This window comes from Janthinobacterium sp. FW305-129 (assembly GCF_020858115.1).
Lineage (GTDB): Bacteria > Pseudomonadota > Gammaproteobacteria > Burkholderiales > Burkholderiaceae_D > Janthinobacterium.
Genome location: NZ_JACYMM010000001.1, coordinates 222,311 through 235,582 on the forward strand (window position 1 = coordinate 222,311; position 13,272 = coordinate 235,582).

General features: G+C 60.8%; 12 protein-coding genes. 5 read left to right on the forward strand and 7 right to left on the reverse strand.

The genetic code is table 11. The annotated features are described in order from the left end of the window. Nucleotides 1-152 precede the first annotated feature (152 nt). The 3 genes from IGS61_RS01030 (at nucleotide 153) to IGS61_RS01040 (ending at nucleotide 1,775) form a co-directional block, all read left to right on the forward strand. Nucleotides 153-1,076, forward strand: coding sequence for a methyltransferase domain-containing protein (locus IGS61_RS01030; protein ID WP_230537623.1), 924 nt, complete (start codon nucleotides 153-155; stop codon nucleotides 1,074-1,076). A gap of 100 nt (nucleotides 1,077-1,176) precedes the next feature. Next, nucleotides 1,177-1,425 carry a hypothetical protein gene (locus IGS61_RS01035; protein WP_230537624.1) on the forward strand — a complete coding sequence of 83 codons (249 nt, stop codon included), beginning with the start codon at nucleotides 1,177-1,179 and terminating at the stop codon, nucleotides 1,423-1,425. A 152-nt stretch (nucleotides 1,426-1,577) separates the two neighbouring features. After that, a complete protein-coding gene (locus IGS61_RS01040; protein WP_070218341.1) occupies nucleotides 1,578-1,775 on the forward strand; it encodes a hypothetical protein in 198 nt (65 codons plus the stop codon). Between the two features lie 64 nt (nucleotides 1,776-1,839). Here IGS61_RS01040 and IGS61_RS01045 read toward each other — a convergent pair whose 3' ends face one another. Beyond that, on the reverse strand, nucleotides 1,840-2,898 hold the full coding sequence (locus IGS61_RS01045) for a phospholipase A (protein ID WP_230537625.1): 1,059 nt from the start codon (nucleotides 2,896-2,898) through the stop codon (nucleotides 1,840-1,842). 345 nt (nucleotides 2,899-3,243) lie between these two features. Here IGS61_RS01045 and fusA point away from each other — a divergent pair, with 345 nt between their 5' ends. Then, complete coding sequence (fusA, locus tag IGS61_RS01050) at nucleotides 3,244-5,352, forward strand: elongation factor G (protein WP_230537626.1); 2,109 nt, start codon at nucleotides 3,244-3,246, stop codon at nucleotides 5,350-5,352. A gap of 73 nt (nucleotides 5,353-5,425) precedes the next feature. Here the strand turns inward: fusA and IGS61_RS01055 are convergent, their stop codons facing one another. The 4 genes from IGS61_RS01055 to IGS61_RS01070 are packed head-to-tail and all read right to left on the reverse strand — an operon-like array spanning nucleotide 5,426 to nucleotide 10,040. After that, complete coding sequence (locus IGS61_RS01055; RefSeq protein ID WP_230537627.1) at nucleotides 5,426-6,586, reverse strand: HlyD family secretion protein; 1,161 nt, start codon at nucleotides 6,584-6,586, stop codon at nucleotides 5,426-5,428. 21 nt (nucleotides 6,587-6,607) lie between these two features. Next, nucleotides 6,608-8,053, reverse strand: coding sequence for an efflux transporter outer membrane subunit (locus tag IGS61_RS01060; protein WP_230537628.1), 1,446 nt, complete (start codon nucleotides 8,051-8,053; stop codon nucleotides 6,608-6,610). Between the two features lie 5 nt (nucleotides 8,054-8,058). Then, entirely contained in the window at nucleotides 8,059-9,564 is a 1,506-nt protein-coding gene (locus IGS61_RS01065; protein ID WP_230538348.1) for a DHA2 family efflux MFS transporter permease subunit, read from the reverse strand. A 41-nt stretch (nucleotides 9,565-9,605) separates the two neighbouring features. Next, complete coding sequence (locus IGS61_RS01070; protein WP_230537629.1) at nucleotides 9,606-10,040, reverse strand: MarR family winged helix-turn-helix transcriptional regulator; 435 nt, start codon at nucleotides 10,038-10,040, stop codon at nucleotides 9,606-9,608. A 130-nt stretch (nucleotides 10,041-10,170) separates the two neighbouring features. Here IGS61_RS01070 and IGS61_RS01075 point away from each other — a divergent pair, with 130 nt between their 5' ends. Next, complete coding sequence (locus tag IGS61_RS01075; protein WP_230537630.1) at nucleotides 10,171-10,701, forward strand: SRPBCC family protein; 531 nt, start codon at nucleotides 10,171-10,173, stop codon at nucleotides 10,699-10,701. Between the two features lie 308 nt (nucleotides 10,702-11,009). Here the strand turns inward: IGS61_RS01075 and IGS61_RS01080 are convergent, their stop codons facing one another. Both IGS61_RS01080 and IGS61_RS01085 read right to left on the reverse strand, forming a co-directional pair. Further along, entirely contained in the window at nucleotides 11,010-12,287 is a 1,278-nt protein-coding gene (locus tag IGS61_RS01080; protein WP_230537631.1) for a hypothetical protein, read from the reverse strand. A 45-nt stretch (nucleotides 12,288-12,332) separates the two neighbouring features. After that, nucleotides 12,333-13,238 carry an alpha/beta hydrolase gene (locus IGS61_RS01085; protein WP_230537632.1) on the reverse strand — a complete coding sequence of 302 codons (906 nt, stop codon included), beginning with the start codon at nucleotides 13,236-13,238 and terminating at the stop codon, nucleotides 12,333-12,335. Between the last annotated feature and the right edge of the window lie 34 nt (nucleotides 13,239-13,272).

Below are 13,272 nucleotides of genomic sequence, written 5' to 3' on the forward strand. Positions count from 1 at the left end.
GCATTAATCAGGAGATTTTTCGCATGGGCCATTCCACCACCGTCAGGCGCCGGCTGTATTGTCGCCGCCCCGCGCGCAGCCCGTGCGATATCACTGCTTTCTGGAATGACAAAACCGATCGGCCATCGGAGCCAGACTCCAAGAGGACAGACATGCTGAATGAACGAGAAATCGAGAGTTGTTACCTGGGGCAATTTATCCCCGTCCATTACCACCACAATATGTTGATGGACCAGAACCGCATGCACGGGTTCAAGTCGGCGATCGATTATGCGGTGAAACCCGGCATGAAGGTACTGGAGCTGGGCGGCGGCACGGGCGTGCTGTCGTGGTTTGCGGCCGCGCGCGCCGACAAGGTCTGGTGCGTGGAGTTCAATCCGGACATGGTCAAGGAAGCGCGCAAGATGCTGGCGCTCAATCCCAACGGTGAAAAAGTCGAAGTCGTCCATGCGGACGCCTTCGAATACCTGCCGCCCGAGCCCGTCGATGTGGTCATCTGCGAAATGATCCATGTGGGCATGCTGCGCGAAAAGCAGGTGGAAGTGATCGAATCGTTCAAGCGCCGCTACCTGGCACGCTTCGGCGGCCCGTTGCCCATCTTCCTGCCCGAAGCCGTCATCATGGCCGTGCAGCCGATGCAGCAGGAATACGATTTCGAGGGCTTTTATGCGCCCATCGTGCAATTCCAGGAAACCACGGCCATTCATCCGGGCGTGCTGGAACTGGCGCCGCCGTCCGTCTACAGCATCATCGACTTCAGCCAGCCGACGGACAGCGTGTTCGGTTTCGACGGCAAGTTCGTCGTCGAGCGCAGCGGCACCTTGAATGCCCTGCGTTTCGTCACGAAAAACATCCTGGCCGTGGTGCCCGAGCGCTCGTCCACCATCGACTGGCTGAACCATTACATGTGCTTGCCGCTGGCCACGCCGGTGGACGTGAAGGCGGGCGACGTGCTGCAGGTGAGCTTCCAGTACCGCGCGGGCGGCTCGATCCCTTCGCTGGAAGCGTCGATCCGCGCGCAGGTGATCTACGATGTCAACTTGCAACCAGTGACGCAGAACCCTGTCTACGCCTGAGTATCATTAATGTAAAGGCAACGCCGCAGCGATTTCGTCCTGCGGCGTTTGTCCATTCAGGGTATATTCCGTCTTTTACCCACTGGACAGTTTTACTATCATGGAACAGATCGATCAGCGTTACCTCGTGCAACAGAATAAAATCAGCGACGGCGAGACCAAACCGCCCGTGTTTGCCAAGGTAATGCGCAGCAAGGAAGGCGTGTTTGAAGGCGTATCCTTCATCAAGTCGAAGGACAAGGCCTCCATCCTGACCATCGAAGAGGCCAACCAGGCCATCAAATGGGCCGCCAACAAGAAGCCGAATGCGCATGAATACGTCACGAAAGTGATTTGCGTCGGCCAGTAAGCCCCGTTCATTCCCGTTTTTGCACCGTTCATCCCCGCATTGTGCCGTTCATCGCATGGCCGTTGCCGCCCCGGCGGCGCGTTACTATAGTGGTGTCACGGTAGCGGGGCAAGCACGGCTTGCTCCGCACATTTCATTTAAGGGGAAACGCGATGCTGGGATTCGTGCTGTGGCTGCTGCTCTTGCTGGTGTGCTGGCCCCTGGCCTTGCTGGCGCTCGTGCTGTATCCGCTGGCCTGGCTGCTGTTGCTGCCATTCCGTTTGATCGGCATCGGCGTGGAAGGCGTGTTCGAATTGCTGCGCGCCATCGTCATGCTGCCGGCCCGCGTGCTGGGCGGCGGACGGCACTGAACTGGATTTCTGGATTTCCCATAAAAAATGGCGCCCTCGGCGCCATTTTTGTTTGCCGTGCCGCTTACAGGTCGACCATGAAACCGGCGCCGATCGATTTCTGCGAATAGTTGTAGTCGATCAAGCTCTGGCCATAGCCGGAAAACAGCTGCAGATAGCCTTTCAGGTTGGCTTTCAATGGGAAAGCCCAGCTGGCCTGCATGGAACCATGCTTCTTGCTGAAATTGCGGCGCGCCGTCACCGCGTATTCATGGCCCTTGTTGCGGTAGCTTACGCGCAAGTCGCCATGGCCCATGTAATCGGTGATGTCGATATTGTCATTGTCGACCGCGCTATTGTCGAGGCGGTGCCAGACGCGGCCCGTGATCGCCAGGTTGTCTTTTTCCACGCCCAGTTCCGCATACACGCGGTTCCAGCTGCGCGACAGGGTCGAGGTCTGGCCATTCGACTGGTGCACCAGGCCCAGGTTCAGGTAATTGAATTCCAGGCCCGCGAAATTCTTGTTGATCGGCAAGATCAGCATCAGTTCCGGCTGGTAATTGGTCTCGCGGAAGGGGCTTGATGCCTTGCGGTTATACGCCTGCCAGAAACTTTGCTGCGTATAGCCGAACCACATGTCGATGGGCGTGCCGGCGATGTCTTCCAGCAGCTTCATCTTGAAGCTGAGCTGGAAGGTCAGTTCCACATGCTGGCTCTTGATGCCGCCCGGCGTGAAATCCTGGAACGGTTCATCGTTCGAGGCGTCGCTGTAGTTGGCCAGCAGCAAATAAGTGTCGCGGTGAGGGCGGAAGTTGAACAGGCCGCGCTTCGAGGCATCGTTCAGTTCCCACGATTGCTGGGTGCGCGAAATCGGTGCTTCCGGCGGCGCCGCGCCCGCCTGCGCGATGGCGGGAATGGCGGCGTTGACGGCGTCCGGCGTAGCCACGCCCGGCGGGCTGACAAACGTGAGGGGGGCGACCTCGGCGGCCGCTGCCAGGGTGACGGCAGCCGTGGCAGGGTCGCCGCCAGCGGCGATGGTGGCTTTTTCCGCCGCCTTGGCCAGGGTGTCGAAGCAGCCCAGGCGGGCGCTGGCGTCACCGAGCACGGCGCAACGCTGCATTTGCTGTTCCAGTTCGCCGGCCATGGCCAGCGCTGGCGACGCCAGCAGGGAGGATAGGATTATTTTTCTTAGTTGGATGGTCATAGGCTGAGTGGGGCATGTCATTCGGTGCGCACCTGGGCAGCATGCCGGCGGCGTCGCCTTGCACGATAAATCACCGTGCGTCTTGATCCTGATTAATCTTTGTTGGATTAATAAAGTTGAAAGTATAGCCGAAACTCTTATTTGTCCTGTGCAACGCGCGTGCGCGTTAATGTCAGTGTTGCGCGCATGGTAAAAACCGGTTACCCGCCACCGCCAAAATCGATGTCTGCTACACTGAAAAACCGGTGCAAACACTGGCGTGCCGGGCTAGCCATGGAGATTGTGATGACCCGCAAAACACCTATCGAGCGCTACCGCAACATTGGCATCAGCGCCCATATCGACGCCGGCAAGACCACCACCACCGAGCGCATCCTGTTTTATACGGGGGTCAATCACAAGATCGGCGAAGTGCACAATGGCGCCGCCACCATGGACTGGATGGAGCAGGAGCAGGAACGGGGCATCACCATCACCTCGGCCGCCACCACGGCCTTCTGGAAGGGCATGGCGGGCAACTTCCCCGAACACCGCATCAACATCATCGACACGCCCGGCCACGTGGATTTCACGATTGAGGTGGAGCGTTCGATGCGCGTGCTCGACGGCGCCGTGATGGTCTATGACGCCGTCGGCGGCGTGCAGCCCCAGTCCGAGACCGTCTGGCGGCAAGCCAACAAATACCATGTGCCGCGCATCGCCTTCATCAACAAGATGGACCGGGTGGGGGCGGATTTCCTGCGCGTGCGCAAGCAGATTGCCGAGCGCCTGAAGGGCGTGGCCGTGCCCATCCAGCTGCCCATCGGCGCCGAAGAGCATTTCACGGGCGTGATCGACCTGCTGAAAATGCGCGCCATCACCTGGGACGACGCCAGCCAGGGCGTGCAGTTCAGTTATGGCGAGATTCCCGCCAGCTTGCAGGCGCAGGCGCAGGAATGGCATGAGCATATGGTCGAGCACGCGGCCGAGGCCAGCACGGAGATGACGGAACGCTACCTGAATGGCGACACGTTCACGGAAGCGGAGCTCAAGCAGGCCTTGCGCGCGCGCACCATCCGCAATGAGATCGTGCCCATGCTGTGCGGCAGCGCTTTTAAAAACAAGGGCGTGCAGGCGATGCTGGACGCCGTCATCGAATACCTGCCGTCGCCGCTGGAAGTGCCGCCCATCATGGGCCACGACGAGCACGACAAGGAAGTGGAGCGCCATCCGGCCGACGACGAGCATTTTTCCGCGCTGGCCTTCAAGATCATGACGGACCCGTTCGTGGGGCAATTGACCTTCTTCCGCGTGTATTCGGGCGTGGTCAATTCGGGCGACATGGTCTACAACCCCACCAAGAGCGCGCGCGAGCGGCTGGGGCGCATCCTGCAGATGCATGCGAACGAGCGCAAGGAAATCAAGGAAGTGTATGCGGGCGACATCGCCGCCGCCGTGGGCCTGAAAGCCGTCACCACGGGCGACACCCTGTGCGCCATCGACCACATCATCGTGCTGGAAAAGATGATCTTCCCGGAACCCGTGATTTCCCAGGCCGTCGAACCGAAGACCAAGCCGGACCAGGAAAAGATGGGCATCGCCCTGAACCGCCTGGCGCAGGAAGACCCGTCGTTCAGGGTGCATACGGACGAGGAGTCGGGCCAGACCATCATGTCGGGCATGGGAGAATTGCACCTGGAAATTCTGGTCGACCGCATGCGGCGCGAATTCGGCGTGGAAGCCAATGTCGGCAAGCCGCAGGTGGCGTACCGTGAAACCATCACGCGCACGGTGGACGATATCGAGGGCAAGTTCGTCAAGCAATCGGGCGGACGGGGCCAGTACGGCCACGTGGTGCTGAAACTCGAACCGCTGGAGCCGGGCACGGGCTACCAGTTCGTCGACGCCATCAAGGGCGGCGTCGTGCCGCGCGAATTCATCCCGGCCGTCGACAAGGGCATCATCGAAACCCTGAAGGCGGGCGTGCTGGCCGGCTACCCGGTCGTCGACGTCAAGGCGACATTGACGTTCGGCTCCTACCACGACGTCGATTCGAACGAAAACGCGTTTCGCATGGCCGGCTCCATCGCCTTCAAGGACGGCATGCGCAAAGCCCATCCCGTGCTGCTGGAACCGATGATGCAGGTGGAGGCGGAAACGCCGGAAGAATTCATGGGCAACGTCATGGGCGACTTGACGGCCCGCCGCGGCATGGTGCAGGGCGTGGACGACATCCCGGGCGGCGCGGGGCGCATCGTCAAGGCCCTGGTGCCGCTGGCGGAAATGTTCGGCTACTCGACAACCTTGCGTTCGCTGACCCAGGGCCGCGCCACCTACACGATGGAATTCAAGCATTATGCGGCCGTGCCCAAGCATATACTGGACCAGGTGGCCGCGGCGGGGAAGGCGAAGTAAATATAATCAAACCCGAATGGCAAATGCCGGGGTCGTACCCTGCAGGGTACGACCCCAGTCGTCGCAGTTGGGTCTAGTGTGCGAGGTTTTGCGCAATAATCGCATCGGCCATCTTCTCCGCCTCGTCCACGGGCTGGCTCAGCGCCTCGGTCGTGTAGACGGTCGATGCCGCCATCGGCTGGTCCAGCGTTGCCCCTTCGCCATGGCTGGTGTCGACCGTCACCGTCGTCGACAGGCCGATGCGCAGCGGGTGGGCGGCCAGTTCCTTCGGGTCCAGGGTGATGCGCACGGGCACGCGCTGCACCACCTTGATCCAGTTGCCCGTGGCGTTTTGCGCCGGCAACAGCGAAAACGCGCTGCCCGTGCCGGCCGACATGCCCAGCACCTTGCCGTGGTAGACCACCTTGCTGCCATACAAATCCGTTTCGATGGCGGCCGCCTGGCCGACACGGATATTGCGCAATTCGGACTCCTTGAAGTTCGCATCGACCCATAATTGATCGAGCGGCACGATGGACATTAGCGGCGTGCCCGGCGTCACGTGCGTGCCCAGCTGCACGCTGCGCTTGGCGACATAGCCCGAGACGGGCGCGACGACTGCGTTGCGGCGCACGGCCAGCCACGCCTGCAGCACGTCGCCCCGGGCCGACAGCACGGCCGGATGGCTGGCCAGGCTGACGCCCGCCACGCCCGATTTGGCGGATTCGGCCTGGCGCTGCGCCACCATCAAGGCCGCTTTCGCGTCATCGACGGCCTGTTTTGCATGGGCAAGGTCTTCGCCCGAGATCGTGTGGTCCGCCGCCAGCGGCGCGCGGCGAGAAAGGTTGCCCTGCGCCGTGGCCAGCGCCAGGCGGCGCTGCTCGATGACGGCGTCGTACTGCGCCACGCTGGCATAGCGTTCGCGCTCCTGGCGCACGACGTTGCCCAGCCGTGCCTGCGCCTGGCTCAGGGCCAGGTCCGCATCGATGGCGTTCAGCGTGATCAGCGGGGTGCCCGCCTTCACCATCTGCGTCTCGTCGGCGCGGATGGCGTCGACATTGCCCGTCACTTGCGCGGACAGGGTGACGAGGTTGCCGCCCACATAGGCGTTGTCCGTGACTTCTTCCCTGGCCAGCACTAATTGATAATAAGCTGCCCAGGCCGCGCCCGCCACGACAAAGGCGGCCGTGATGGCGATCAGGACGGCCTTGCGCTTGCCGGGGTTGTCATTGCTGGCTGTGGTGTCGTTGCTCATGATGTGTTCCGTAATCGATGGTTATTGTTTAGTCGTCGTGGCGGCGAAATCGCTGCTGCCCCGGTAGCCGCCGCCCAGGGCCACGGTCAGGCCGATTTCCGCGTCCTGGCGCTGGTTTTGCAGCTGCATGCCCAGGTCCACCTGGCCGCGCACGGTCATTTCCGCATTCAGTTGGGTGGCGCGGTCGGCCAGACCTTGCTTGAGCCGCGCATTCGCGTTGCGCAGCTGGGCTTCGCTGGCGCGCAGGTTTTCCTGCTGCAGCCGCAGCTGGTTTTCCACGCCTTGCACCCTGGCGCCCGCCTGCGCCACGTCGCGCACGACATGGAAGACGTTCTGGTTGTAGTCGGCGATCAGCTCGTTGCGTTCGCTGCGCGCGCCGGCAAGCTGGGCCTGCAGGCGGCCGCTGTCGAACAGGGGCAGCGACAGGGCCGGGCCGATGAACAGGGTGCGGCTGCCCGATTGCAGCAGCTGGCCCAGCCTGATCGCATCGAGGCCGAACGAGGCCCCCAGGTCGATATCGGGGTAGAACGACGCCTGCGCCGCCTCGATCTTGCTCATGGCCGCCTGTACCCGCCAGCGGGCCGCCTGCAAATCTGGCCGGCGTGCCAGCAATTCCATGCCCAGCTTGCCGGGCAGCGCATGCGGCAGCGGCTGCGCCTGTTTCGGCTGCAGGCTGGCCAAGGCCGAGCTGTCGCCGCCGACGAGGGCGCGCAAGGCTTCGCGTTCCGTGACGACCTGCGTTTCCAGCAGGGCGATCTGCTGTTGCAGCAGACTCAAACGCGTTTGCGCGGACAGATGGTCGTCGCTGACGCCGAGGCCGTTGGCGATGCGTTTTTCCTTGTCCAGCACCAGCAGCTGTTGCAGTTGCACCAGCGCATGCAGGTTGTCCATGCGTGCCCAGCCGTTTTGCATACTGAAATAGTGGCGGGCGATCTCGGCCGCCAGCATCTGTTCCGCCATCGCGTATTCGGCGCGCCGCGCATTGACTTCACCGAGGCTGGCGGCGATCTGGGCCTTGTGCTTGCCCCACCAGTCGAGGTCGTAATGGGCTTGCACGCCCACCGTGATTTCATTGTAGTAATTGCCGCCGATGGGGGCGGGCATCAGGCCATTGCCCGAATAGCGCTGGCGGTTGGCGTTCGCGCCCAGGTCTACCCTGGGGCCGCGCTCCGCATGCTGTGCGTCAAACGCGGACAGGGCCGAGCCGATGCGGGCATTCGCCACCGCCAGGTTCGGGCTGGCGGCCAGCGCCTGTTCGATCAGCTGGTCCAGCTGATCGTCCTGGAACTGGCGCCACCACTGGGCGGCGGGCCAGCCTTCGCTGGCCAGGTGGATGTCGGCCGCCAGTTGCACGGTGGCCAGGTCTTGCTGCGGCAACTGTTGCGTGTCGGGCGCCATGCTGGCGCAGCCGGCCAGGGATAGACTGAGCGCCAATATGCGCAGGGAGAGTTTCATCGGTGTGTGCATGAGGGTTATTCCATGGCCGCGTGGTCGACGACGACGGGCGCATTCTTCTTTGGTGGTTTGATCAGGAGCAAGAGCGGCAGCACGAGGATGGTCAGCCACATCATCAGCCAGAAGTCGTCGAGGTAGGCGATCATCGACGCCTGCCGCGTGATTTCGCCATTCAGCGCCGCCATGCCCGTGCTCGTGCCCAGGTCGAACACCTGGGCGATGCCGGGGTCATGCAGGGCAGGGTTGGCAATATTGATGTGTTCCGTCAGGGACGCATGGGCGATCTGCGTATTGCGCACCAACAAGGTTTGCACGAGGGCGATGCCGATGCTGCTGCCGATGTTGCGCACCAGGCTGTAAATCGCCGTGCCTTCCGCCCGCATCTGCGGCGACAGGGTGGCGAACGTGGCCGCGCTCAGCGGCACGAAGACGAGGCCCAGGCCGATGCCCTGGATGATGCCGTTCCACACGACCGTCTTCGGCACCAGGTCCAGGGTGAAATTGGCCATCTGCCACAGCGAAAACGCGGTGATCGAAAAACCCACGCCCAGCAGGATGCGCGTATCGATCTTGCCCGTGAGTTTGCCGACGATCAGCATGGCCAGCATCGTGCCCAGGCCGCTGGGCGCCGTCACCAGGCCGGCAATGGCCGCCGGGTAATGCATCAAGCCTTGCAGCATCGACGGCGTCAGCGCGCGGGTAGCAAACAGCACCATGCCGACGATGAAGATGAACAGCAAGCCGCTCACATAGTTCGAGTTTTTCAATAGGCGGTAATCGAGGAAAGACTTGCCGGCCGGACGCAAGGCCGTGTGGGCGATGAAGTAGCACAAGCTCATGGCCAGCACGATGGCTTCGATCCACGTTTCCGTGGAAGAAAACCAGTCGTTCTGCTCGCCCCGGTCCAGCAGCATCTGCAGCGCGCCGATGGACAGGCTCAAGGTGGCAAAGCCGAACATGTCGAAGTTCATGCGGCGGTTGGGCGGATCCTTGCGGATGTAGCGCCAGATGCCGTAGAAAGCCATGGCGCCGATGGGGATGTTGATGAAGAAGACCCAGCGCCAGCTGTAGCTGTCCGTCAGCCAGCCGCCCAGTGTCGGTCCCAGGATGGGGCCGATCATCACGCCCATGCCCCAGATGGCCATGGCCGAACCGTGCTTTTCGCGCGGATTGATATCGAGCAAGACCGCCTGCGACAGCGGCACCAGCGCCGCGCCGAACACGCCCTGCAGCAAACGGGCGGCGACGATCTCGGACAGGGTGCCGGACAGGCCGCACAGCACGGAGGCGAGCGTGAAGCCGGCCACGGAGACGAGAAAGGTGTTTTTCTGGCCGAAACGGTCGCACAGCCAGCCCGTCAGGGGCGTGGCAATGGCGGCGGCAACGATGAACGAGGTCAGTACCCAGGTGATCTGGTCTTGCGAGGCGGAAAGGCTGCCCTGCATGTGGGGCAGGGCGACGTTGGCGATGGTGCCGTCGAGCGCCTGGATGATGGTGGCAAGCATGATCGAAATCGTGATCATGCGCCGGTTCAGCGTGGGGTCTTGTGAAGCGGGAACGGAAGTCACGCAAACTTCTCCGTGGCAGCCTGCAGGCCTTCGAGCAGTTCGGTGGCGGCCCGCAATTGATCGGGGTCAATACCCTGCAGCAGTTCCTTGCGGAAGCCGTCCGCTTCCTTGCGCACGGTGTCATACACTTGCAGGCCCGCCTCGGTCAGCACGACGAGTTTCACGCGGCGGTCCGTTGCCGACGGCTGGCGCTGCACGAAGCCCGATTTCACGAGCCGGTCCAGCATCGACACCATGGTGGGGTTTTCCACGCCCAATTGATGGGCCAGCTCGCTTTGCGACGGCGGCTGCGGCGACTTGGCGATCATGGCAATGCACATCCAGCTTGCTTGCCCCAGGTCCAGGTCTTTCAGGCGCCGGTCGATCGCATGGCGCCAGCCGCGCGCCGTCTTGTGGAGCGCGGCGGAAAAGCGCTCTTCGATAGAAATCATAAGGTGAGTCGTCTAATGGTTAGGTGTCTAACTAATATTCTAGCATGGCCGTTTGGCAGGCGTACAGGCCTTCCCGTTTGTCTAAGCCGCTGTTACATTAACAGTCAGCCCACCACCATCAGGAGACAGCATGACGACGGAAAAACAGAAGCAGGACGGCCAGCACCGCGACAGCAGCGACTTTGTCATCACGCAAACCTTCGACGCGCCGCGCGAGCTGGTGTTCCAGTCGTGGGTCGAGCCGGAACGCCTGGCCCAATGGTGGGGCCCTGTCGGCTTCGAATTGAGCGTGCTGGCGCTGGACTTGCGGCCGGGCGGCGTCTTCCACTACGGCATGCGCGCCGACAATGGCTACGAGATGTGGGGCAAGTTCACCTACCAGGCGATTGAAGCGCCTGAACGCATAGTTTCGATTTTGTCGTTCGCCGACAAGCAGGGTAATGTCGTGCAGCATCCGGTCAGCGCGACCTGGCCGCTGGAATCGTTCAATGTCATGACCCTCACGGAAGAAAACGGCAAGACGACGATGACATTGCGGTCGACGCCGCACAAGGCGACGGATGAGCAGCATCGGACTTTTGTGGAAGGGCATGAGTCGATGAAGGAGGGATTCAAGGCTACCTTCGCCCAGCTGGCACAATACCTGGCGCGTGTTCAGTAAGTTTGTATTGAATGGCGGGCCAGAGCCGCGGGCCTGAGAAAATGTCCATGGCTGCGTTGCTTGGGCTCGCCGTACATGCGTACTGTCTTCGCCCGCGCGCCTTGCCCTGGCCATTTTTCAGGCCCGCTGGGCCCGGGAGCCTTGGTTCCAGGCGCGGGCGGGTTCATGCTCTCGTTGCCGGTTCGCGGTTGAGGAACGTCTGCTTGCGCCCCAAACCGGAAATTGAATTGGTCCAACTCGCCTAGGTTCGGGTTACCTGTGCAAGTCTGACTAATCTACTCTTGGTCGCGTATGGAAAGTAATAAGTACTAAGGACTGTAGAACTGGCTAAGGCGTCCATTAGGATCGATCCTTAAGATGAAGTAATCGCCGTTGAAGAGTACTGCCATGCGCCCTGATCTGACAAACTCTCCCGAGTTCGTCGCGAAATGAAGAGCAAGCTCTTCGCGAATACTATCTAAGACTTTCTCGATTAGGTCCTTAAGGTCCGTCAGCTCATAAGGAAGGACAGTCTTTCCCTTAAAATTACCAACCTGATAGGCATCTATGTGTCGCATTACGATGTGCAGGTAGGATTGCAAATCCCAAAAGACTTGCTTTTTCCCGTGCAGTATAACGGACGGGTTAAACCCGATGGCGTTAGCAAGTATCCTTTTCGCAGCATCACTGTCTAACGTCAATGACCGGTCTCCTAATCTCGCTCTCTCAAACTCAGCGCATACAGCGCCAAGTGCCGCTACTCGCTTAACGAATTCGTAGCTGGCTTTGGCTTCTAGCTCTTCCTTGGTCAGTGCATTTCGTGCAGCTTTCGCGTTTAACGATGCAAGTTGAATGTTGACGTTCTCGCTTGCAGACTTCACAGTAAAGCCAAAAGTTTCAAGGATGCGGCTATCGATCGTATTGTTTCGCATCCCCAGCATTGTTCCGACTAGGTCTTCTTTTTCATAATCGATCAATGCAGTTCCGCCGTTATGTTTCATGACCAGATAATTTACTAGTAGCTTCTGTGCGTCTAGCTTTGAAAAGTCAGCTTCAACTAAAACAATGTTCGGCACAATCTTCTTGCCTGTTGGGTGACGGAGCGGCTGGCGGTTAAAGGTTGCGTAAGATATCTTAAAGAGGTCTTTGATAGCGACGCCCTTGTACTTTAAAGTCTTTCTTTGTTGAACAGTTAGCGCAGGATCTCGGCAGTCTATCCGTAGAACCGCTAGATCGTTATAAGCTGAGTTACTATTCGCAAGCTCGTTTGTTTGCTCGTTCATGTAAACTTTGTTGAACAGAACCCCGGTGACCATGTGTCCGTAGTCAGTTTCAGCTTTGCTGTTGTGCCGAAACATAAAACAGGTCATGTTCCTTTCAATACCAATCATCTCGTGCAGGTCGAGCAGGTGAAACTCTCTCCCTGCAACTTCAACTCCAGGTATGCCTATCGAGTGCAAGTCTGTTATTTCGTATGTGCCAATCAATGCATTCTCCAGTACTGCTTCGATAGACGATCGCCAAGTCATCACCAGGCGCGGAACCTTCTGGGACAACGCCGCGATTGGAAGATTCTTCTCGACGCTGAAAACAGAACGGCTTAGCAAGAGGCACTACCTTTGTTATGTCGCCTGCTTCAGGCAACACTGTCATCATTGCGCGCCGATCCCCAGCATATCCCGCACCACCGGCAAAACCATCCCCCAGGCATTCGACGTCGCCGCAATCTCGTCATAATGACTGGCGCCCGGCAAGATCAGCACTTCCGCATGGTCGCCGGCTTTGATTGCCTTGGCCGCGTAGTCGTGCGCGACGCGGGGTGGGGAGATGGTGTCGAGTTCACCCGTGGCCAGCACGGTGCGGCTGCCGTTGGGGAGCAGGTCGGCGGCGTTGGTGTCGCTGTAGATGTCGGGGCGCTCGGTGCTGGCGCTGCCTGCCAGTTGCTCGATGTCGCGCTCGCAGCTGGTCTTGATCAAGTCTTTCTCGTGGCGCAGGTCGGCCAGGCCGCCCAGGCTGAGGATATTTTTTACTGGCAAGTAGGTGTCGCGGTACAGGGGGCTGGTCTTTGGCAGTTTTTCCCGTCCTGCGATCCATTGCACCAGCTGGCCGCCGGCCGAGTGGCCCATGGCGACGATGCGGCGCGTGTCGAGCTGGTACCGGGGCGCGTGCTGCTGCAGGCTGTCCAGGGCCGCGTGCATGTCTTCGTAGGTGCCCGGATAGCCGCCGCCCGGCTCGTCCACGCGCCGGTATTCCACATTCCACACGGCAATACCTTGCGCCACGAGGGCGCCGGCCACGTTGCGCATCTGTTTGATGCCGCCGAAAGCCACCGTCCAGCAGCCGCCATGAACGAGCACGACGACGGGGAACGGTCCCGTGCCTTCGGGCCGGAACAGCTGCGCGTATTGCGATGGCGCGGGGCCATAGGCGATCTGCGCCGTGGGGGCGGGGCCGTTCAGGGCCAGGTAGTCGTCCAGGCTCATGGGGACGGCGACGGCGCCTTGGGCGGAGGCGAGCAGGGCGGTGGCGATCAGGGAAGACGGCAAGGAGGTAGGCATGCTGGGATTCGCTTGAGAAGAGAGCAACACTGTA